Below are 20,312 nucleotides of genomic sequence, written 5' to 3' on the forward strand. Positions count from 1 at the left end.
CCTGCGGCCGGTGGCCGCCCATGTCGTGTATAGCAAAGTGATATCACATTACGGTGGTCGCCGACCACCGTGCGCCCCAGGGTGTTGCGCCCACGCCGAGGGTGTGGGAGCGTACAAACAGGTTTGCGGCACAAAGTAGTTTCCAGATCACCCGAGAGGACGCCATGACGACGAACCCCGGCGACGTCCCCCGCGACGGGACCGCCGAGCCGGACGAGCCGGCGCTCGACGTCGCCGAGACGCTCCGCCTCATCCGCGAGCAGCAGGACCGCGCGCGCCGCGCGACCGAGCCGGACCCGCGGCTGCTGTTCCTCGCGTGGGGCGTCGCGTGGCTCGTCGGGTACCTGTGCCTGTGGACGAGTGCCGTGCGCGTCGCCGACGGCATCGCGACCGCGCGCGTCACGACCGGCGCGGGCCAGGTCGTGGGCGCCCAGCCCGAGCCCTGGGCGTTCTGGGTCTTCTTCAGCCTCATCGCGGCCGCCGTCGCGTTCACGATCGTCCACAGCGTCACGCGCACCGCGGGGACGCGAGGGGTCAGCGCCCGGACCGGGGCGATGTACGGATGGGCCTGGATGCTCGGGTTCGTCTGCTACGGGTTCGTGCTCGGCGGCCTGGCGCGCGCCGGCGCGTCGGAGGACGTCATGTCGCTGGCGAGCAACGCGTTCGCGTGCGTCGTCGTCGGCCTGCTCTACCTCGGCGGGGCGGCGGCGTTCGGCGACCGCGGGCTGTACGCGCTCGGCGTGTGGATCCTGCTCACGGCCGCCGTCGCGACGTTCGCAGGGCTCCCGTACACCAACCTCGTCATGGCGCTCGCCGGCGGCGGCGGGTTCCTGGTCATGGCCGGGATCGAGCACGTCCTGCGCCTCCGGCGGCGACGACGCCTCGTCGCGTGCGCCGCGCCCGCCCCGGGGGCGGCGGGGGGAGCGGCCGATGTCTGACGTCGGGCTCGACCCCGTCATCCACGCCCCGGCCCGGCTCCGCGTGGTCGCGACGCTCGCCGCCCTCCCGACCGGCGACGAGCTGTCGTTCCCCAAGCTGCAGAAGCTCCTGGAGATGACCGCAGGGAACCTGTCCACCCACCTGCGCAAGCTCGAGGACGCGGGGTACGTGACCGTCACCAAGACGCACGAGGGTCGCACGCCTGCGACCTACCTCGCCCTCACCGCGCGCGGCCGCGGCGCCTTCGAGGACTACACGACCGCCCTGAACAGCCTCCTGAAGGGAGCAGCAGGATGAGCACCGCCAATGCCCCGCGCACCGGGACCACCCGGGCCGCCCGGCCCGACCCCGCGCAGTCGCCCACCGATCCCGCTCGGCCGGTCGTCGCCGTCGACCACGTGACGCGCCGATTCGGCACGGTCGTCGCGCTCGACGACGTGTCCCTCACCGTCGGGGCGGGCGAGCTCGTCGGCCTGCTCGGCCCCAACGGCGCCGGCAAGTCGACCCTGCTCTCGCTGGTCAGCGGGCAGCGCAAGCCCGACGCCGGGACGGTCCGCCTGCTGGGCGGCGACCCGCGCGACGCGCGGAGCCGCGTGGGCCTGGGCCTCACCCCGCAGGAGACGGGCCTGCCCGCCACGCTCAAGGTCCGGGAGGTCGTCGACTTCGTGGCCGGCCACTACCCGGACGCCGTCCCGACCGCCGAGCTGCTCGACCAGTTCGGGCTCACCGAGCTCGCGGGTCGCCAGACGGGCGCGATGTCCGGCGGCCAGAAGCGTCGCCTCGCCGTGGCGCTGTCGCTCGTGGGCCGGCCGCGCGTCGTCCTGCTCGACGAGCCGACGACGGGCCTCGACGTGAGCGCGCGCCAGGCCCTGTGGGACGCGATCCGTGCGTACCACGCGGGCGGCGGCACCGTGCTCCTGACGAGCCACTACCTCGAGGAGGTGCAGGCGCTCGCGCAGCGCGTCGTCGTCATCGACCAGGGCGTGGTCAAGGCGGACGACTCGCTCGACGCGATCCTGCGGCGCGTGTCGCTGCGGCGCGTCGTCGTCGGTTCCGCCATCGACCTGCGCGACCGCCCCGGCGTCGTGCGGGCCGACCGCCTCGGCGACGGCCGCCAGGAGCTCTACACGCCCGACGCCGACGCGCTCGTCCGCGAGCTCGTCACCTCGGGCGTCGACTTCCACGACCTCGAGATCCGGGGCGCGAGCCTCGAGGAGGCGTTCGAGCAGATGGTCGCGCGCGGCGCGGCCCCGACGACGGAGGCGCGAGCACGATGACCACCACGACCCTCCCGGGCGGAGCGCCCGCCGCGGCCCTCCCCGGGCCGCTGCGCCTCACCTGGTTGCACCTCAAGTACCAGTTCCTCGAGACCGTGCGCGTGCCCGTCGCCGTGCTGGGCAACCTGCTGTTCCCCGCGCTCGCGATGTTCTTCTTCGTCGTGCCGCAGAAGGAGGTCGCCGGCAACCCCGTGGCTGCGACCATGGCCGTCGCGTCGCTCGGCCTGTTCGCGATCTGCTCGGCGAGCCTGTTCACGTACGGGCTCGGCGTCGCGGAGGACCGGCAGCTCCCGTTCGACCCGTTCGTGCGCTCGCTGCCCGCGGGCCCGGCGCCGCGCATGGCGGCGCGCGTGCTCAACGGCGGGATCTTCTCGCTGTTCGGCCTCGTGCCGCTCATCCTCATCGGCTGGTTGTTCACCGACGCGAGCGTGACCTGGGGCCAGCTCCTCGCGGGCGTCGGGACGGTGCTGCTCGTGTCCGTGCCGTTCGTGCTGCTGGGCATGGCGATCGGTTACTCGCTGTCCGCGAAGGCCGCGCTGCCGGTCGTGCAGGTGATCCTCTTCCCGCTCGCGTTCGCCGGCGGACTGTTCCTCCCGCCGTTCCTCTTCCCGGACTGGCTGGACGCGATCTCGATGGCCACCCCGACGCGCGCGGGTCGCGACCTGCTCGTCCAGGCGCTCACCGGCGAGCCCGCGTACGCGGGCGCGTGGTTCGTGCTCCTCGGCTGGACGGTGCTGTTCGCCGTCCTCGCCGTCGGCGCCTACCGTCGCGACGAGGGCCGCCGTTTCCGCTGACCCACCGGTGCCGAGCACGACGTCGCTGTCGCTACCCGCGGGACGACAGCAACGTCGTGCTCGACCGTGCGCAGGGTCGTGCTCGACGGCGAGGGCGCGGCCTCGTCAGCGCGCGCGTGCCGCGGCCCGGCGCGCGCCAGGCGCCGCGTCGCTCGCGGGCGGGAAGCGGTCCGCGAGGAACTGCTCCCAGGTCCCGCGGCTCACCGTCGCGGGCCCGACGGCGGGACCCTGCACGAGGTTCGCGCCGTCCCGGTACGCCGCGCCCGCCGCGCCGGGCACGGGGACCTGGACCACGAGGCGGCGCCGCCCGGTCGCGCGGAGGTAGTCGCGGACGAGGTCGGCCATCCGGTAGGTCCCGGGCCCGCCGAGGTCGTCGACGAGCCCCGCGGGCGAGCCGAGTGCGAGGTCGACGAGCCGGTCCGCGACGTCGTCGGCGGCGACGGGCTGGAACCGCACGCCGCGGAAGACGGGCACGACGGGCAGCTTGGCGAGCGGCTCGGTCAGCGCGAGCACGAAGTCGTGGAACTGGGTCGCGCGCAGCGTCGTCCACGGCAGCCCCGACGACGCGACCACACGCTCGGCCCCGAGCTTGGCGGCGAAGTAGCCGAACATCGCGTGGTCGACCCGGCTCACGACGGGCACGCGGTCCGCGCCGACCACGGAGATCAGCACGACGTGCGGCCGCCCACCCGTCCGCGCGACGGCGTCCACGAGCGTGCGCGTCTTCTCCTCGTCGCCGGTCGTGGAGCCCGCGCAGTGGACGATCGTCGCGACGCCCGCCACCGCGGCCTCGACGCCCTCACCGGTCGAGAGGTCGGCCGTGACGTGCTCGACGAGCGGGTCGCGCACGGCGCCCTCGGGCTCGGGGGCGTGGCGGCTCAGCACGCGCACGGGGAGTCCGGCGTCGCGCAGTCGCGCGACGACACGGCGTCCGAGCGTGCCGGTCCCGCCGGTCACCAGCAGGGGAGCGGTCATGATGGTCTCCTTCTCCTCGTCCACGTGCCGGGGCCTCCGGTCACGTCCGCGGGGTGCCGCGGGTCTACCGGAGTGACACCGCCGACGAGAGGAACGTGACCGTGGACGAGAACTGGCTGACCGACCGCTTCGAGGAGCAGCGTCCGCGGCTGCGCGGGGTGGCGTACCGGATGCTCGGCTCCGCGAGCGAGGCGGACGACGCCGTGCAGGAGGCGTGGCTGCGCCTGCACCGCAGCGGCGCCGACGACGTCGAGAACCTGCAGGCGTGGCTCACGACCGTCGTGGCCCGCGTGTGCCTCAACATGCTGCGATCACGCGACCGACGGCGCGAGGCGCCCCTCGACGACGCGCCCGACGCCGTGCCGCACGGCGGGGACCCGCTCCTCGCCCCGAGCGCCGGCGTCGACCCGGAGCAGGAGGCCGTGCTCGCCGACTCGGTCGGGCTGGCGCTGCTCGTCGTCCTCGACTCCCTGGCACCGGCCGAGCGCCTCGCCTTCGTGCTGCACGACATGTTCGACCTGCCGTTCGACGAGATCGCGCCCGTGGTCGGCCGCACGACGGAGGCGACGCGCCAGCTCGCGAGCCGCGCACGGCGCCGGGTCCGGGGCAGCGAGCCCCCGCGCGACGCGGACCTCGCTCGGCGTCGGCGCGTCGTGGAGGCGTACCTGGCCGCGACCCGCGCGGGAGACTTCGAGGGCCTCGTCGCGGTGCTCGCGCCCGAGGTCGTGCTGCGGGCGGACGCCGGCGCCCTGCCGTCCGGCCGGCCCGTCGAGATCCGGGGCTCGCGCGACGTCGCGCTGGGTGCGCTCGCCTCGGCCGAGCGCGCACGGCTCACCGAGGTCGCGCTCGTGGACGGCGAGCCGGGGCTCGTCATGCTCCACGAGGGCCGCCTGGCGGTCGTGCTGCGCCTCCGGGTCGTCGACGGGCTCGTCACCGAGATCGACGTCGTCGGCGACCCGGACCGGCTCGACCGGCTCGACCTCGCGCTGCTCGACGCCTGACCGGCGGCACGGCGGCTCAGCCGGCGCGGCGCAGGCGGAGCGAGTTGCCGACGACGAGCACCGAGCTCGCGGCCATCGCCGCGCCCGCGATCATCGGGTTGAGCAGGCCGGCCGCCGCGAGCGGGATCGCCGCGACGTTGTACGCGAACGCCCAGAACAGGTTCTGCTGGATCACGCGCAGCGTCCGGCGCGACAGCCGGATCGCCGTCGCGGCGCTGCGCAGGTCGCCGCGGACGAGCGTGAGGTCGCTCGCCTCGATCGCGACGTCCGTCCCGGTCCCCATCGCGAGCCCGAGGTCGGCCGTCGCGAGCGCGGCGGCGTCGTTCACGCCGTCCCCGACCATCGCGACGACGCGCCCCTCGCGCCGGAGCCGCGCGACGACGTCGACCTTCTGGTCGGGGAGCACGCGCGCGACCACGTCCGTCCCCGCGATCCCGACGGCGCGCGCCACCTCCCGGGCCGCGCCCTCGCCGTCGCCCGTGAGCAGGTAGGGCCGCAGACCGAGGTCCTTCAGCTCGGCGACCGCCTGGGCCGACGTCGGTCGCACCGGGTCGCGCAGCAGGAGCACCGCGCGCGCCCGGCCGTCCCACGCGACGACGACGGCGCTCGCCCCCGTCGCCTCGGCGGCGGCGAACGCGTCGTCGAGCCCGGGGTCGCTCGCGACACCCTCGCGCCCGAGCCACGACGGCTGCCCGACGAGCACGCGCCGGGCGCTGAGGCCTCCGCCCTCGCCGAGCGAGAGGCCGGAGTGCGCGGTGCGGACGACGGCCTCGACACCGCCGCCCGGGACGCTGCGGAAGTCGAACGCCTGGAGCGAGCCGACCGCGACGCCGTCGGCCCCCACCGGCGCGTCCTCGTCGGTCGACGCCGGGACGGCGGCCACGTCCGGGGCGGCCGCCGCGATCGCCCGGGCGATCGGGTGCTCGCTGAGCGCCTCGACGGCACCCGCGTAGCGCAGGGCGTCGCGCGCGTCGTCGACCTCTCGGCGAGAGCTGTCAGCACCTCGCGGCGGGGCGCCCCTCTCGGCCGACAGGTCGGCGAGCGGGACGGTGCCCGACGCCGTCACGACCGCCTCGAGCGCCATCGCGCCCTGGGTGACGGTCCCCGTCTTGTCGAGCACGACCGTGTCCACCCGCCGCGTCGACTCGAGGATCTCCGGGCCCTTGACGAGCACGCCGAGCTGCGCGCCGCGGCCCGTGCCGACGAGCAGGGCCGTCGGCGTCGCCAGACCCAGCGCGCAGGGGCACGCGATGATGAGCACCGCGACGGCGGCCGTGAACGCGAGCTGCGCGCCCGCCCCGGCGAGCAGCCAGCCGACGAGCGTCGCGACCGCGAGCGCCAGGACGACCGGCACGAACACCGCCGAGACCCGGTCCGCGAGCCGTTGCACCGGCGCCTTGCCCGTCTGCGCCTGCGTCACGAGCCGCCCGAGCTGCGCGAGCGTCGTCTCCTCGCCCACGCGCGTCGCGCGGACCAGCAGCGCGCCCGCCGCGTTGACCGTCGCGCCCGTCACGTCGTCGCCCGGGCCGACGTCCACCGGCACCGGCTCGCCCGTGAGCAGCGACGTGTCGACCGCGCTCGCCCCCTCCAGCACCACGCCGTCCGTCGCGACCTTCTCGCCCGGCCGCACGACGAACACGTCACCCACCGCGAGGTCCGCGACCGGGACGCGCTCGGTGACCCGTGCGCCGTCGGCCCCCGTGCGCGGAGAACCGTCCGGCCCGAGCACCACGCGCTCCGCGTCCTTCGCGCCCAGCTCGAGCAGCGACCGCAGCGCGTCGCCCGCGCGGCGCTTCGAGCGGTGCTCCGCGTACCGGCCGGCGAGCAGGAACGTCGTGACGACGGCCGCGACCTCGAAGTACAGCTCGGGCGTCCCACCCGAACCAGCACCGTGGTCGCGGGACGGGACGAGCGTCGGCTGCATCCGCATCCCGAGTTCGCCCGCGCCGCCGAGCAGCAGCGCCCACAACGACCACAGCGTCGCCGCGACCACGCCGAGAGAGACGAGCGTGTCCATCGTCGACGCCCCGTGCCGTGCGGCCCGGAACGCCGCCGCGTGGAACGGCCACGCGCCCCACGTGACGACCGGCAGCGCGAGCGCCGCGACGACCCACTGCCACCCCGTGAGCTGCAGCGCCGGGACCATCGAGACCGCGACCACCGGGACCGTCAGCACCGCCGCGACCCGGAGTCGTCGTGCCAGGACGACGTCCGACGCCGTCCCGGCGGGCGCCACGGCCGCCTCGCCCTGGCCCGCCGAGGTAGAGCCCTGGTCCGCCGAGGTAGAGCCCTGGCCCGCCGAGGTAGAGCTCTGGTGGCGGGCGCCGGCGGTCGGGGGCGTCGGGGTGCGGCGGGTGGTGACCCGGGCGGTGTAACCGGCCTTCTCGACCGCGGCGACGAGGTCGGCGTCGGTGACGTCGGACGCGAGGACGACGTGCGCGCTCTCGAGCGGGAGGTTGACGGTGGCGGTGACGCCGTCCACGCGGTTGAGCCGCTTCTCGACGCGCGCGACGCACGAGGCGCACGTCATGCCCTCGATCGCGAGGTCGACCTCGGCGAACGGTCGACCGTCGGCGTCGCCCGCCGGGAGGGCGGTCGTCGGGGTGGGCGTGGGCTGGGCGGTCATGCGGGTGACTCCTCGACGGGTGCTCGGGCGGAGGTCACCGACGGCGGTCCGGGTGGCGGACGTCGCGGCGTGCGGGCCCGTGCCGGTGGGGACGGGCGGCGCCGGGCGCGTCGCGGTGGCGACGGTCAGGCCCGTGGGGTGATGCCCGACGGCGGTGGCGACCTCGTCCGGCCGAGGCACGCTCCGGCGTCGGGCACCGGGGCAGCGGACGTGCCGGCGCCGCACGGGCCCGGAGCCGTGCGGCGCCGACAGGTCGCGACCGGGTCAGGCGCGGGGCGGGACCTGGAGGTCGTAGGTCTTCGTCGCCGGGGTGGCGTCGTCGCCCGTGGACGTGCCCGGCGCGGTGCCGCAGCCGCACGCGCACGAGTGCGCCTCCTGCTTCTCGGCGGCCTGCTCGGCGTACTGGGCGGCCAGGGCGTCCTGCTGGACCTCGAGCGAGGCGACCTCGTAGCCGGCCTCGTCCACGGCCTCGCGCAGCGCGGCCTCGTCGAGCGGGTCGTCGGAGAAGACCGTGACCTCGGACGCGCCGCCGACGCGCAGCTCGACGCTCACGTTCTCGACGCCGGCGACGGCCTCGAGGTCCTTGGTGACGTGCGCGACGCAGTTGCCGCAGGTCATGCCGGTGACGCCCAGGGTGGTGACGGTGCTCATGGTGCTCCTCGGGGATGGGGTGGGTCAGCTGCGGACGAGGCGGGCGATGGCGTCGGCGGCCTCCTTGACCTTGGCCGCACCCTCCTGCTCGGACTGGCGGGCCGCGTCGACGACGCAGTGGCCGAGGTGGTCCTCGACGAGGCCGATGCTCACGGCCTGCAGCGCCTTCGTGACGGCGGAGACCTGCGTGAGGATGTCGATGCAGTAGACGTCCTCGTCGATCATGCGCGCGATGCCGCGCACCTGGCCCTCGATGCGGCGCATGCGCTTGAGGTACGCCTCCTTGTCGGACGCGTAGCCGTGCGGACCGGTGTGGCCCGCGTGCTCGTGCTCGACGGCCGGGGCCTCGGTGATCTCGGTCATGCTCTCCTCCTCGTCCAGGGCGCGGCGCCGCGTCCGCGGCGGGTCGATCGCGTCTCGATACCCCATCAGGGTACGCGATAGATACCCCGGGTGGGTACGCGAGCCACGCCCGCCCGGGCGGCCGCAGGCAGGGCGTGACACCTGTCATGCGTCGGGCGTGACGCGACCACGCGCTCCGGTGACGGGACGCACTGCCGGTGCGGCGTCCGCGACGGGAGGCTGGAGGCACCACCCACGAGAGGCGCACACCCCATGTCCGACATCGTCACCGGGCTCCAGGAGCTCACCCAGGACCTCCCGCCCCTGCTGCGCTGGATCGGGGTCCTCGTCGCCGGCGCGATCCCCTACGTCGAGGCCGAGGGGGCCGCGGTCCTGGGGGTGGTCGCGGGGGTCAACCCCGTCGTCGCGATCCTCGCCGCCGTGGTCGGCAACGCGATCGCCCTGGCGGTCGTCGTCTGGCTCATCGGGGCCGCGCGCTCGGGCGTCACGCGCGGGCGCACCGCCGAGAGGTCACCCAAGCGGCAGCGGATGCGCCAGGTCTTCGACCGCTACGGCGTGCCGGGCGTCAGCCTCCTCGGGCCCCTGCTGCTGCCGAGCCACGTCACCGCGGCCGCGATGGTCGGGTTCGGCGCACCGCGCGCCCGGGTCTTCGCGTGGGGCGTCGTCGCGGTCACGGCGTGGGCCGTCGTGCTCGGCGTCCTGGTGTACCTCGGTGTGAGCGCGGCCGTCGCCTGACGGCAGGCCGAGCCGTCCCGACGGCGGTCCACGGCCTGGTCGGGGCAGCCCGGGTCACGGTGCTGTCACGGCCCCATCACGATTCGGAGCTCGGCGCGCGAGGCCCCGGGCCCACCCCTAACCTCCCAAGCATGGGCAGGGGAGCGGGGGCAGGACGGGCGGTCCGCGCGGCGGCGGTCGCGCTCGCACTGGCGGGCGGGGCGGTCGTCGCGGCACCACCCGCCGTCGCGTGCGCGTGCGGCGGGCTCGTCGACGGACCCGCGTACGACACGTCGGTCTCGCAGGAGACGGCCGTGCTCCAGTGGGACGGGACGACGGAGACGATGCTGGTGGAGCTCGACGCGCTGTCGAACGCGCCGGAGGTCGGGCTGCTGCTGCCGACCCCGGCGCCGGCCGAGGTCGCGCTCGCCGACCCGGAGGTGTTCCGCGAGCTCGACGACCTGACCCAGCCCCGCGCCGTCGTCTCCGACCACCGGTGGTGGCCCGAGCTGGGGTTCGGCGGGGCCGGTGCCGACGGGGCCGGCGCTGCGGGCGTCGCGGTGCTCGACGAGGTCCGGCTCGGCCCGCTCGACGTCACGACCCTCGGCGCGACCGACGCCGGTGCGCTCGGGGCGTGGCTCACGGAGCGGGAGTTCCAGCTCCCGGAGTCGGTCCGGTCCGCGCTGGCGCCGTACGTGAGCGAGGGCTGGTCGTTCGTCGCCGCCCGGCTGGCGCCGGAGGAGGCCGCCGCGTTCGACGGGACGCTGCAGCCCCTGCGCGTCACGTTCGCGAGCGCATCGCTCGTCTACCCCATGCGCATGTCCGCCGTCGCGGACGGCACCCAGAGCACACGGACGTACGTGCTGGCCGACCACCGCGTCGACCGCACCGACGCGACCGCCGCCGCGCAGGAGCCCACGGTCAGGTTCGCCGGTCGCGTCGACCCGGCGTCGGTGAGCTCGGACGAGCTCGCCGCGCTCCTCGCCGCCGGCAGCTTCGTCACGTCGCACGAGCAGGTCTTCACCGACCCCGGGACGGAGATCGTCTCCGACTTCTCCTTCGAGCCGGCCGCCGCCGACGTCGCGTACACGCCCACCTACGCGGTCGTGGCCGACAAGCGGATCGGCCCGTTCTTCGCCGGCCCCGTCCTCGCCTTCTCGGGCGTGCTCGCGCTGGCGGCGCTCGTCATCTGGTCGGGCCGACGCCGCCGCGCACCCGCGCCGGCGCTCGCGCCACGGCCCGCCCGCGCCTGACCCTCGCCGCGAGCGGTCGGATCGCGCGGTTCGCCGCGACACGCAGGACCTGCGGGTGTTCCATGGAGGCGAAGCGGGAGGCGACACGGGCCCCGAGCCGCCGGTGAGCCGACCCGTCACCGAGCACGGGGGAGTGACCATGACGACGCAGGACCCGATCCTCACCGCCTTCTCCACCACCGCGAGGCAGGTCTGGTACTGGCCGGTGCTCCGCGGGGTGCTCGCCATCCTCTTCGGCATCGTCGCGCTCGCGTGGCCGGACAAGACCGCGGCCGTGATCATCTGGGTGATCGGCATCTTCGCGGTCGTCGACGGCATCGTCGAGATCGTCGAGGGCGTCCGGCGCCGTGGCACGGGCAGCGGCACCGCGTTCCTCGTGACCATGGGCGTGCTCAGCCTCGCGGTCGGCATCGTGCTGCTCGTGTGGCCGGGCAAGACCGCGATCGTCCTCACGTGGATCGTCGGGTTCTGGGCCGTCGTCTACGGCCTGTTCCAGACCGTCGCGAGCCTCGACCTGCGCAAGGTCCCCGGCAGCGGGTGGGGCTGGGGCGTCTTCGCCGGGCTCCTGGGCCTCGTCTTCGGTCTGCTCGTGCTGTTCAACGTCGACGCCGGCCTCGTGTCGATCGTCTGGGTCCTCGCGATCTTCGCGATCCTCTGGGGCGTCATGCTCATCGCGTTCGGCGTCCAGATCCGCTCGCTCGGCCGGCGGGCGGGCAAGGCCGCGACGTACTGATCCCGCGGGCGCCCGCCGGGGTCGGGCGGGCGCCCGCGGGATCAGGCGGGGGCGGCCTCCGCGGCGGCGCGGGCGGCCGCGGGGAAGGCGTCGAGGATGCGGGCCACCGCGGCGTCGTCGTGGGCCGCGGAGACGAACCACGCCTCGAACACCGACGGCGGCAGGCTCACGCCCGCGTCGAGCATCGCGTGGAAGAACGCGCGGTACCGGAACGCCTCCTGCGCCTGGGCCTGCGCGTAGTCGCGCACGCCGGCGCTCGCGGCGAGGTCGCCGAAGAACACGGAGAAGAGCGACCCCGCGCGCTGCACGCGGTGCGGGACGCCCGCGGCGTCGAGCGCGGAGCCCACGGCCGACGACAGCACGCCCGCGACCTCGTCCACGCGCGCGTAGACCGCGTCGTCGGCGAGGCGCAGCGTCGCGAGGCCAGCCGCGACCGCGACCGGGTTCCCGGACAGCGTGCCCGCCTGGTAGACGGGACCGAGCGGCGCGAGCTGGTCCATGACGCTCGCCGGACCGCCCACCGCGGCGACCGGCATCCCGCCGCCCACGACCTTGCCGAACGTGAACAGGTCGGGCGTGTAGCCGTCCGCGCCCTGGCCGCGCAGGACCGCGTTCTCGAGGCCCCACCAGCCGCTCGGCCCGACGCGGAAGCCCGTGAGCACCTCGTCGAGGATCAGCAGCGCGCCGTGCGCGGCGGTGATGCGGCGCAGGCCCTCGTTGAAGCCCTCCGCGGGCGGGACGACGCCCATGTTGGCGGGCGACGCCTCGGTGATGACGGCCGCGATCTCGGAGCCGCGCTCCGCGAACGCCGCCTCGACCGCCGCGAGGTCGTTGTACGGGAGCACGAGCGTCTCGGCGGCCGACGCCTCGGTGACCCCCGCCGAGCCCGGCAGGGCGAGCGTCGCGACGCCGGAGCCCGCCTCCGCCAGCAGCGCGTCCACGTGCCCGTGGTAGCAGCCGGCGAACTTCACGACGACGTCCCGCCCGGTCACGCCGCGCGCGAGGCGGATCGCGGTCATCGTGGCCTCGGTGCCGGTGGACACGAGGCGCACGCGCTCGGCGGCGGGCACCCGACGGCGGATCTCCTCCGCGAGCTCGACCTCTCCGAGCGTCGGCGCGCCGAACGACAGCCCGCGGGCCGCGGCCTCCTGGACCGGGCGCACGACGTCCGGGTGCGCGTGACCGAGCAGCGCCGGGCCCCACGAGCACACGAGGTCCACGTACTCGCGCCCCGCGACGTCCGTGACGTACGGGCCGCGGGCCGAGGCCAGGAACCGCGGGTCGCCGCCGACGGACCCGTAGGCGCGGACCGGCGAGCTCACGCCGCCCGGCAGCACGCCCTGCGCGCGCACGAACGCGGCGTGGTTGTCCGCCCCGCCCGCGCCCGGCGCGCCGAACAGCGCCGCGTTCTCCGCCTGCACGGCCTCCGCCGTCCCGAAGCCTCCAGTGTCCGTCATGCCCGCGTCCTTCCGTCGTTCTCGTCCAGCCAGCCCGCGAGCTCCGTCGCCCAGTACGTGAGGATCACGTCGGCGCCGGCGCGCTTGATGCCCAGCACCGACTCCGTGACGGCGGCGCGCCGGTCGATCCAGCCGTTCGCGGCGGCGGCCTCGATCATCGCGTACTCGCCCGACACCTGGTACGCCGCGACCGGCACCGGCGACATCTCCGCGACCGCCGCGAGCACGTCCAGGTACGACCCGGCGGGCTTCACCATGACCATGTCCGCGCCCTCGGCGAGGTCCAGGTCCGCCTCGCGCAGGCCCTCGCGGGCGTTGCCCGCGTCCATCTGGTACGTGCGGCGGTCACCCTGGAGCGCCGAGTCCACGGCCTCGCGGAACGGCCCGTAGAACGCGCTCGCGTACTTCGCGGAGTACGCGAGGATGCCCACGTCGTCGAACCCGTCGGCGTCGAGCGCCTCGCGGATCACCGCGACCTGGCCGTCCATCATGCCCGACGGCGCGACGACGTCCGCGCCCGCGCGCGCCTGCGCGACGGCCATCGACGCGTAGCGGTCGAGCGTCGCGTCGTTGTCGACGACGACGGACCCGTCGCGCCCCGTGGTCAGCACGCCGCAGTGCCCGTGGTCGGTGAACTCGTCGAGGCACGTGTCCGCCATGACGACCGGCCCGCCGCCCGCGTGCTCGCGCGCCGCCTCGACCGCGACCCGGATGCCGCGCTGCAGGATCCCGTCCTCCGCGTCCGCCTGCGTGCCCGTCGCGTCGCGCTCGGCGGGGATGCCGAAGAGCATGACGCCGCCGACCCCGGCGCGCGCGGCCTCGCGCACGGCGTCCGCGAGCGTCGCCTCCGTGTGCTGCACGACGCCCGGCATCGACGAGATCGGGCGCGGCGCGTCGAGGCCCTCCTTGACGAACAGGGGGAGCACGAGGTCGGACGCGTGCACGCGCGTCTCGGTGACGAGCCGCCGCACGCGCGGGCTCGTGCGCAGGCGGCGCGGCCGGTGGTGCCCGACCGGGAGCTGGTGGGTCACGAGGGATCTCCTTCGGGGGTCGGGTCGGCGGTGCCGGTGGTGCCGGCAGCCGGGGGGTCGGCCGGGTCGTCGGGCTCGGTGGTCGTGCGGGTGGCGGAGCCGGTGGCGGCGAGCGCGTCGGTGAGCGCGGCGGCCAGCGCGGCGTCGGTCGGGCGCTCCGCGACGGCGTCGAGCCGCAGCCCGACGTCGCGCGCGGCCCGGGCGGTCGGGTCGCCGATCGCGACGCCCACGACGTCGTCGCGCGGGCCGAGCTGGCGTGCCACCTCGCGCACGACGCTCCCCGAGGTGAGCACGACGGCGTCCACCTCGCCCGCGCGCCAGGCCGCGACGACGTCCGGCGCGAGCGTGTGCGTGACGGTGCGGTAGACGGTGACGACGTGCGGGACGTACCCGAGGTCGTGCAGGCCGTCGTGCATCGTCGGTGCGGCGAGGTCCCCCTGCGGCAGCAGGACCACGCCTCTACCTCGCGAGGTAGAGCCCTGGCCTGCCGAGGTAGAGCCCTGGTCTGCTGAGGGGAGGGCAGCGAACGCGGCGACGAGGCCGCGGGCCGAGTTCTCGTCGGGCTCGAGCTCGACGGTGATGCCGACCGCCTCCAGGGCGCGGCGGGTCGCGGGCCCGACGGCGGCCCAGCGGGCCCGGCGCGCGGCGTCGGCGAGGCCGACGCCCTGGCGGACGGCGCTCGCGAGGAGCTCCTCGATCGCGTTGACGCTCGTGACGACGACCCAGGCGAAGTCGCCGTGGACCAGGCGGGCGAGGGCGCCGTCGACGGGCGCGGTGTCCTCGACCGGGGCGCGCTCGATCGCCGGGCTGACGAGGACGCGTGCGCCCGCGTCGCGGAGCGTCGCCGCAAGGTCCCCGGCGCGCTCGGGCGCGCGCGGGACCAGGACTGTCCGACCGGCGAGCGCGTCGGTCCGGCGGGCTGCGCCCGTGGCGTCGGCGGTGCCGCGCGCCGGGAGCGGCGGCACCACGGGCGCGGGCCCGCGCGACGGGTCGCGCAGCGGTCCGGGGCTCATTCCGCCGCGCCGCGGTAGCCGCCGTCGCGGAGCTGCTCGCGAGCAGCCTCCACGGCGCGGTCGGTCGCCGGGGCCTCCGCGGTGGCGGCGTCGACGACGGGCGTGCCCGCCCCGGTCTCGCGCAGTGGGGCGAGGCGCGCGGCGCCGTCGGCGAGGAGCGCGTCGGCGACGCGCGCGCCCAGCCCGCGCGCGACGTCGTCCCGGGCTCTCGCGGCGGCCGCGGGCGACCCGGTGCGCGGGGGGAGCGCGGCCCGCGCGGAGTGCGTGAGCTGCTCGGCGCCGTCGACGCGCGCGACGACGGCCGTCAGCGCCACGTCGCCGTCCTCCACGACGGCGTGCGCGCCCACGGGGGCCGCGCACCCGGCCTCGAGCCGGCCGAGGAGAGCGCGCTCGGCGAGCACGGCGAGGCGCGTGGGCTCGTGGTCGAGGTCGTGCAGGGCGCGGGCGAGGACCGGGTCGTCGAGCGACGACGTGCGCACCTCGACGGCGAGCGCGCCCTGCCCGGCGGCGGGCGCCATGATCGCGGTGTCGACCACCTCGGACACCGCGTCGAGCCGACCGAGCCGTGCGAGACCCGCGTAGGCGAGCACGACGGCGTCGAGGTCGGCGTCGGGGCCGAGCGCGCGGGCGAGGCGCGTGTCGACGTTGCCGCGGATGTCCACGACGTCGAGGTCCGGCCGTACGGAGCGGAGCTGCGCGGCCCGGCGCGGCGACCCGGTGCCCACGCGCGCCCCGCGCGGGAGCGTCGCGATGGTGAGGCCGCCGCGCGCGCACAGCACGTCGCGCGGGTTCTCGCGCTCCGGCGTGACGACCGTGAGCCCCGGTGCGGGCTCGGTCGGCAGGTCCTTGAGCGAGTGGACCGCGACGTCGCAACGGCCGTCGAGCAGCGCCTCGCGCAGCGCGGTGACGAACACGCCGGTGCCGCCCATCTGGGCGAGCGACCCGGTGAGGACGTCGCCGTCGGTGCGGATGCGCACGATCTCGACGTCCCGACCGGTCAGCTCCTCGAGGCGTCGGGCGACGTGGCCGGTCTGGGTGGTCGCGAGCGCGCTGCCGCGCGTGCCGACGCGGAGGGGAGGGGTACCTGCAGGGGTCACGGTCCCAGTCTCTCCCCACTTCGGCGGTGCACGGAAATGCGCACGTCACGGCGGGGGAAATGCCGGCAGGAGTGACGCGGTCCTGACATCCGGTCAGGAACGTCCGGACAATGCGTCAGGACAATTCCCGCGGATTTTCCGAACCCCTTTCTCGGGATTCTGGTCAGGGTGACCTCACCGCGCGACGGCGAGGCGCCGCGCACATTCCTGGGCGTGCCCGACGATCGCGGCGAGCCCGGTGCCGGCGATCCAGCCCCCCGTCACCCCGAGCCCGGGGACGGCGTCGACGCGCTCGACGAACGCCGCGACCTCGCGCCGGAACGCGGGGGTCGGCGGGGGCAGCGCGCCGTTCCAGCGCGTCACGAGGTGCCCCAGCACGCGGCCGTGCAGGTCCACGCCGAACAGCCGCGAGGCGTCCGCGACGACGCGGTCGAGGTCCGGTTCCGTCGTCGCACCGATGCGCCCGTAGCTGAGCCGCACCACGTGGTGGCCCGGGCCGACGGTGCCGCGCACGCGGGCGCGCAGCCACGGCCACTTGGCCGTCGAGTGCGTCAGCGCCTTCGCCTCGACGTCCGACGGCGGCGCGGCGCGGCCCGCGTCCCGGTGCGGCGGGGCGACCAGCAGGCCGGTCCCGCGCGGCGCGTCGTCGAGCTCGGGCGCACGCAGGAGGAGCGTGACGAGGCGGACGTCCGCGCCGGGCTCCGGGTCGGGCAGGAGGTCCGCCGCGGTGCCGACGAGCGGGCCGAGCGCGTCGACGAGCGCCGGGGTCGTCACGACGAGTCGCGGCGCGGCGAGCTCGAGCGGGCCCTCGGACGTCTGTGCGCGGACGACCCAGGAGCTGGAGGCCTCGCGGCCGTCGGAGGGCCCGTGGCCCCGGTCCTGGTGGGCGATCTCCGTGACCTCGTGGCGCAACCGCACGTCGGCGCCGGCCGCGAGCTCCTCGACGAGCCGGTGCATGCCGCCGTCGATCCCACGCACGGCCGACCCCGCGGGCGCGAGCGCGCGCAGCGACGCGACGGCGCGCGCGAGCGAGCCCTCGCGCTCGAACGCCTCGCGGAGCCCCGGCGCGACCGCCGCCACGTCGAGCCGGTCGAGCGGCGCCGAGTGCACCCCGGCTGCCACGGGCGCGACGAGGCGCTCCGTGACGCGCGTCCCCATGCGCGACCGCGCGAACGTCTCGAGGGTGCGCAGGTCCGTGAAACGGCGGGGCAGGACGCGGTCGAGGCTCGCGCGCAGCGCACCGCCGACCCCGACCGCGCGGCGCACGTCGGGGGACCACGGGTGGGCCGGGATGCCGAGCACGCCGGCGCGGGGCAGCGGGTAGGCGTGGCCGGCGGCATACCCCCAGGCGCCCGCCCCCGACGGCTCGACGACGTCGAGGCCGAGCGCGGCGACGAGATCGCCGACGGCGGTGCCGCGGGCCGCGAAGGACTCGGCGCCCAGGTCGACGCGCACGCCGTCGAGGCCGGGCAGGTCCCCGCCGCGGACGGGCCCGCCGGGGACGTCCGCGGCCTCGAGCACGGCGACGCGCAACCCCTGCTCGCGCAGGGTCCGGGCCGCGGTGAGCCCCGCGACGCCCGCGCCGACGACGACCGCGTCCACCTCCTCGGGGACGGTCCCGGGGGAGGTGCGGGACGTCGTCGGCTCGCTGCTCACCGTCGGGTCGCCTCCTCGTGCGCGTCGTCCCGTCCCGTCCAGTCTGCGCCGAGCGCGTGGACCAGGCCGACCACGCGCGTCAGGACGTCCGGGTCGGTGTCCGGCGGGACCCCGTGGCCGAGGTTCACGACGTGCCCGGGCGCGGTGCGCCCGCGCCGCACGACGTCGCGCACGTGCGCCTCGAGCACGTCCCACGGCGCGGCGAGCAGCGCGGGGTCGACGTTGCCCTGCACCGGGACGGGGGCGTGGCCGTCGGCGAGGAGCCGGGCGGCGTCGTCGAGCGGCGTGCGGTAGTCGACGCCCACGGCGACGTCCCGCACCCCGGCCGCGGTGACGGCGTCGCGCATCGCGGGGAGCAGGTGGCCCGTGCCCGTGCCGAAGTGGACGACGGGGACGCCGAGGTCGGCGACGTGCGTCAGCGCGCGCGTGCTGGCCGGGGCGGCGCCCGCCGCGTAGTCCGCGAGCGAGAGCGAACCGGCCCACGAGTCGAAGAGCTGCGCCGCGCTCGCGCCCGCCTCGACCTGCGTCCGCAGGAACGTGCCGGTGAGGTCGGCCGCCCAGTCGACGAGGCGCTGCCACGTCTCCGGGTCGCCGCGCAGCAGGGCGCGCGCCGCGAGGTGGTCGCGCGACGGCCGGCCCTCCACGAGATAGGCCGCGAGCGTGAACGGCGCGCCCGCGAACCCGATGAGCGGGGTCGTGCCGAGCGCGTCGACGGTCAGCGCGACGGCCTCGCGGATCGGGGCGAGCGACTCCTCGGTGAGCTCCGTCTCCACGAGGCGCGCGACGTCGTCGGGCGTCCGGTACGCCTGGCCCATCACCGGGCCGACGCCCGGCGCGATGTCCACCTCGACGCCCGCGAGCCGCAGCGGCACGACGATGTCCGAGAAGAAGATGCCCGCGTCCACGCCGTGCCGGCGGACCGGCTGGAGCGTGATCTCCGACGCGAGGTCCGGGCGCAGGCACGAGTCGAGCATGCTCACGCCCTGGCGGGCCGCGCGGTACTCCGGCAGCGACCGGCCCGCCTGGCGCATGAACCACACCGGTGTGATTTCCGGGCGATTTCCCGTCGTGCCCGCGCGCAGGGCCTGCACGAGCGGGGAGCGGTCCGTGCGGCCGTCGGTCAGGGGATGGCCCGGGGAAAGGGCGACAGGAATCACAGCTACCGATTCTGCCTCCCTCCCGCGGGAATGATTAAATCGGAGGCACTGTGGCTCTTCTCTCCCTCACGGCCAGCCACCACGAGCTCGACCTCGACGCCCTGGAGCGACTCTCCACCGGGGCCCACTCGATCGGCGGCTCGGCGGTCGCGGCGTGCGACGTGATCACCGGTGCCGTCGTCCTCGCGACGTGCAACCGGTTCGAGCTGTACCTCGACGTGGACGCCCCCCTCGACGGGACGGGCGTGCAGCACGCGACCGAGCACGTCGCGCGCATGGTCGCCGACGCGTCGGGCGTGGACCCGGCCGAGGCGCTCGCCTCGTTCCGCACGCGTGCCGGGACCGAGGTCGCCGAGCACCTGTTCGCCGTCGCGTCAGGCCTGGACTCCATGGTCGTGGGCGAGCGCGAGATCGCCGGCCAGGTCAAGCGCGCCCTGGAGGCCGCGCACGCCGACGGCGTGACCTCCTCGACCCTCGAGCTCCTGTTCCAGACGGCGTCGCGCACGTCCAAGAGGGTCAGCACGCAGACGACGCTCGGCGGCGCGGGCCGCTCCGTCGTCGCGCTGGGCCTCGACCTCGCCGCGGCCGAGCTGCCGCCGTGGCCCCAGGTGCGGACCGTCCTCATCGGCACCGGGTCGTACGCCGGCGCGAGCCTCGCGGCGCTGCGCGCGCTCGGGTGCGACGACGTGCGCGTCTACTCGCAGTCCGGGCGCGCCGAGGAGTTCGCCGCCGCGCGCGGGGTCGAGGCCGTGACCGACCTCGTCGCGGCGCTGGAGGACGCCGACCTCGTCGTGTCGTGCAGCGGCGCGCGGGGTCGCACGCTCGCCGGCGACCCCGGCGCGGCGTCCGCCCGGCGCGAGCAGGCCATCGAGCACGTGCTCGACGCCGCCGCGGTGGTCCGGGCCCGCGAGCGCGCCGCCGTCCGCGCGGGAGAGGAGCCGGAGGCGCGGCCCATGGTCGTGCTCGACCTCGCGCTGCACCGCGACGTCGACCCGCGCGTCGCGGACGTCGAGGGTGTGCTGCTGTACGACCTCGCCACCCTCGCCGCGCACTCGCCGTCGATCGCGTCGGAGCTCGTCGCGCAGGCTCGCGCGATCGTGGACGACGCGACGCGCGCGTTCGAGGAGACGCGGCTCGGCCGCGCCGCGGACACCGCGGTCGTCGCGCTGCTCGCCGACGCGGAGCGGCGCATCGCGCTCGAGGTGGCCGACGTCGTCGCGCTGCGCGAGGCGGACGGCGACCCGGTCGAGCCGGACGAGGCCGACGAGATCGCGCGTGACGTGCGACGTCGCATCCACGCCGACCTGCACCGCGCGATCGTCGCGGCTCGCGCGGAGGCCGTCGCGGCCGCCCAGGCGGAGGAGCGCGCCGTCGTCGCGGACGCGCAGGCGCTCGCCGACGAGGCGGCGGGCACGGGACGGCCGACGAGGCCGGGCTCCCTCCGCGCACCCGCGGCACGCTGAGGAGCCACCCGGCCTCGGCGCTGCGCCCTCCCCGACCGGCCGAGCAGTTCGCCGGGGCACGCAATTGACAGCGCAGTCATAGCCGGGAGAGAGTGGCCGACGGACGCCCGTC

At 76.2% G+C, this 20,312-nt stretch carries 19 protein-coding genes; 9 read left to right on the forward strand and 10 right to left on the reverse strand.

What is annotated here, in order from left to right; all coding sequences use genetic code 11:
• The first annotated feature begins 164 nt into the window (after positions 1–164).
• Genes JN535_RS02115 through JN535_RS02130 form a run of 4 tightly spaced genes read left to right on the forward strand, consistent with a single transcriptional unit; the run spans position 165 to position 3,010 of the window.
• Complete coding sequence (locus JN535_RS02115; protein ID WP_205201521.1) at positions 165–938, forward strand: hypothetical protein; 774 nt, start codon at positions 165–167, stop codon at positions 936–938.
• Positions 931–1,236 carry a transcriptional regulator gene (locus JN535_RS02120; RefSeq protein WP_205201522.1) on the forward strand — a complete coding sequence of 102 codons (306 nt, stop codon included), beginning with the start codon at positions 931–933 and terminating at the stop codon, positions 1,234–1,236. The genes JN535_RS02115 and JN535_RS02120 overlap by 8 nt, the downstream gene beginning before the upstream one ends.
• Positions 1,233–2,216: an ABC transporter ATP-binding protein gene (locus JN535_RS02125; RefSeq protein ID WP_205201523.1), complete on the forward strand. Its 984-nt coding sequence runs from the start codon at positions 1,233–1,235 to the stop codon at positions 2,214–2,216. The genes JN535_RS02120 and JN535_RS02125 overlap by 4 nt, the downstream gene beginning before the upstream one ends.
• Positions 2,213–3,010 carry an ABC transporter permease gene (locus tag JN535_RS02130; protein WP_205201524.1) on the forward strand — a complete coding sequence of 266 codons (798 nt, stop codon included), beginning with the start codon at positions 2,213–2,215 and terminating at the stop codon, positions 3,008–3,010. The genes JN535_RS02125 and JN535_RS02130 overlap by 4 nt, the downstream gene beginning before the upstream one ends.
• Positions 3,011–3,115: 105 nt before the next feature.
• Here JN535_RS02130 and JN535_RS02135 read toward each other — a convergent pair whose 3' ends face one another.
• On the reverse strand, positions 3,116–3,985 hold the full coding sequence (locus JN535_RS02135; RefSeq protein ID WP_205201525.1) for an SDR family oxidoreductase: 870 nt from the start codon (positions 3,983–3,985) through the stop codon (positions 3,116–3,118).
• 95 nt (positions 3,986–4,080) lie between these two features.
• Between JN535_RS02135 and JN535_RS02140 the strand changes: the two genes are divergently transcribed.
• Complete coding sequence (locus JN535_RS02140; RefSeq protein WP_307868094.1) at positions 4,081–4,986, forward strand: sigma-70 family RNA polymerase sigma factor; 906 nt, start codon at positions 4,081–4,083, stop codon at positions 4,984–4,986.
• A 16-nt stretch (positions 4,987–5,002) separates the two neighbouring features.
• Here JN535_RS02140 and JN535_RS02145 read toward each other — a convergent pair whose 3' ends face one another.
• The 3 genes from JN535_RS02145 to JN535_RS02155 form a co-directional block, all read right to left on the reverse strand.
• Complete coding sequence (locus tag JN535_RS02145) at positions 5,003–7,612, reverse strand: heavy metal translocating P-type ATPase (protein WP_205201526.1); 2,610 nt, start codon at positions 7,610–7,612, stop codon at positions 5,003–5,005.
• 264 nt (positions 7,613–7,876) lie between these two features.
• On the reverse strand, positions 7,877–8,263 hold the full coding sequence (locus JN535_RS02150; RefSeq protein WP_205201534.1) for a heavy-metal-associated domain-containing protein: 387 nt from the start codon (positions 8,261–8,263) through the stop codon (positions 7,877–7,879).
• Between the two features lie 24 nt (positions 8,264–8,287).
• A complete protein-coding gene (locus JN535_RS02155; protein WP_205201537.1) occupies positions 8,288–8,626 on the reverse strand; it encodes a metal-sensitive transcriptional regulator in 339 nt (112 codons plus the stop codon).
• Between the two features lie 252 nt (positions 8,627–8,878).
• Here JN535_RS02155 and JN535_RS02160 point away from each other — a divergent pair, with 252 nt between their 5' ends.
• The 3 genes from JN535_RS02160 to JN535_RS02170 all read left to right on the forward strand — a co-directional run bounded on the left by JN535_RS02160 (position 8,879) and on the right by JN535_RS02170 (position 11,326).
• Positions 8,879–9,361: a hypothetical protein gene (locus tag JN535_RS02160; RefSeq protein ID WP_205201539.1), complete on the forward strand. Its 483-nt coding sequence runs from the start codon at positions 8,879–8,881 to the stop codon at positions 9,359–9,361.
• A gap of 131 nt (positions 9,362–9,492) precedes the next feature.
• The gene (locus tag JN535_RS02165) at positions 9,493–10,593 is read left to right on the forward strand and encodes a DUF2330 domain-containing protein (RefSeq protein ID WP_205201541.1); all 1,101 of its coding nucleotides are present in this window, start codon (positions 9,493–9,495) and stop codon (positions 10,591–10,593) included.
• Between the two features lie 139 nt (positions 10,594–10,732).
• Positions 10,733–11,326, forward strand: a complete 594-nt coding sequence (locus JN535_RS02170; RefSeq protein ID WP_205201543.1) for an HdeD family acid-resistance protein — start codon at positions 10,733–10,735, stop codon at positions 11,324–11,326.
• A 41-nt stretch (positions 11,327–11,367) separates the two neighbouring features.
• Here JN535_RS02170 and hemL read toward each other — a convergent pair whose 3' ends face one another.
• The 6 genes from hemL to hemE form a co-directional block, all read right to left on the reverse strand.
• The gene (gene hemL / locus JN535_RS02175) at positions 11,368–12,783 is read right to left on the reverse strand and encodes a glutamate-1-semialdehyde 2,1-aminomutase (protein ID WP_205201545.1); all 1,416 of its coding nucleotides are present in this window, start codon (positions 12,781–12,783) and stop codon (positions 11,368–11,370) included.
• The gene (hemB, locus tag JN535_RS02180) at positions 12,780–13,814 is read right to left on the reverse strand and encodes a porphobilinogen synthase (protein WP_205201547.1); all 1,035 of its coding nucleotides are present in this window, start codon (positions 13,812–13,814) and stop codon (positions 12,780–12,782) included. Before hemB ends, hemL begins: the two co-directional genes overlap by 4 nt.
• A complete protein-coding gene (locus JN535_RS02185; RefSeq protein WP_205201549.1) occupies positions 13,811–14,827 on the reverse strand; it encodes a uroporphyrinogen-III synthase in 1,017 nt (338 codons plus the stop codon). The genes hemB and JN535_RS02185 overlap by 4 nt, the downstream gene beginning before the upstream one ends.
• Complete coding sequence (gene hemC, locus JN535_RS02190; protein WP_205201550.1) at positions 14,824–15,924, reverse strand: hydroxymethylbilane synthase; 1,101 nt, start codon at positions 15,922–15,924, stop codon at positions 14,824–14,826. The genes JN535_RS02185 and hemC overlap by 4 nt, the downstream gene beginning before the upstream one ends.
• 174 nt (positions 15,925–16,098) lie before the next feature.
• Complete coding sequence (locus JN535_RS02195) at positions 16,099–17,580, reverse strand: protoporphyrinogen/coproporphyrinogen oxidase (RefSeq protein WP_205201554.1); 1,482 nt, start codon at positions 17,578–17,580, stop codon at positions 16,099–16,101.
• Positions 17,577–18,737 (reverse strand): uroporphyrinogen decarboxylase, encoded by a 1,161-nt coding sequence (gene hemE, locus JN535_RS02200; RefSeq protein WP_205201556.1) that lies wholly within the window; start codon positions 18,735–18,737, stop codon positions 17,577–17,579. Before hemE ends, JN535_RS02195 begins: the two co-directional genes overlap by 4 nt.
• A 50-nt stretch (positions 18,738–18,787) precedes the next feature.
• Between hemE and JN535_RS02205 the strand changes: the two genes are divergently transcribed.
• Positions 18,788–20,200, forward strand: coding sequence for a glutamyl-tRNA reductase (locus JN535_RS02205; protein WP_205201558.1), 1,413 nt, complete (start codon positions 18,788–18,790; stop codon positions 20,198–20,200).
• Positions 20,201–20,312 lie beyond the last annotated feature (112 nt).

The sequence above is a fragment of the Cellulosimicrobium cellulans genome (assembly GCF_016921195.1).
GTDB lineage: Bacteria > Actinomycetota > Actinomycetes > Actinomycetales > Cellulomonadaceae > Cellulosimicrobium > Cellulosimicrobium cellulans_F.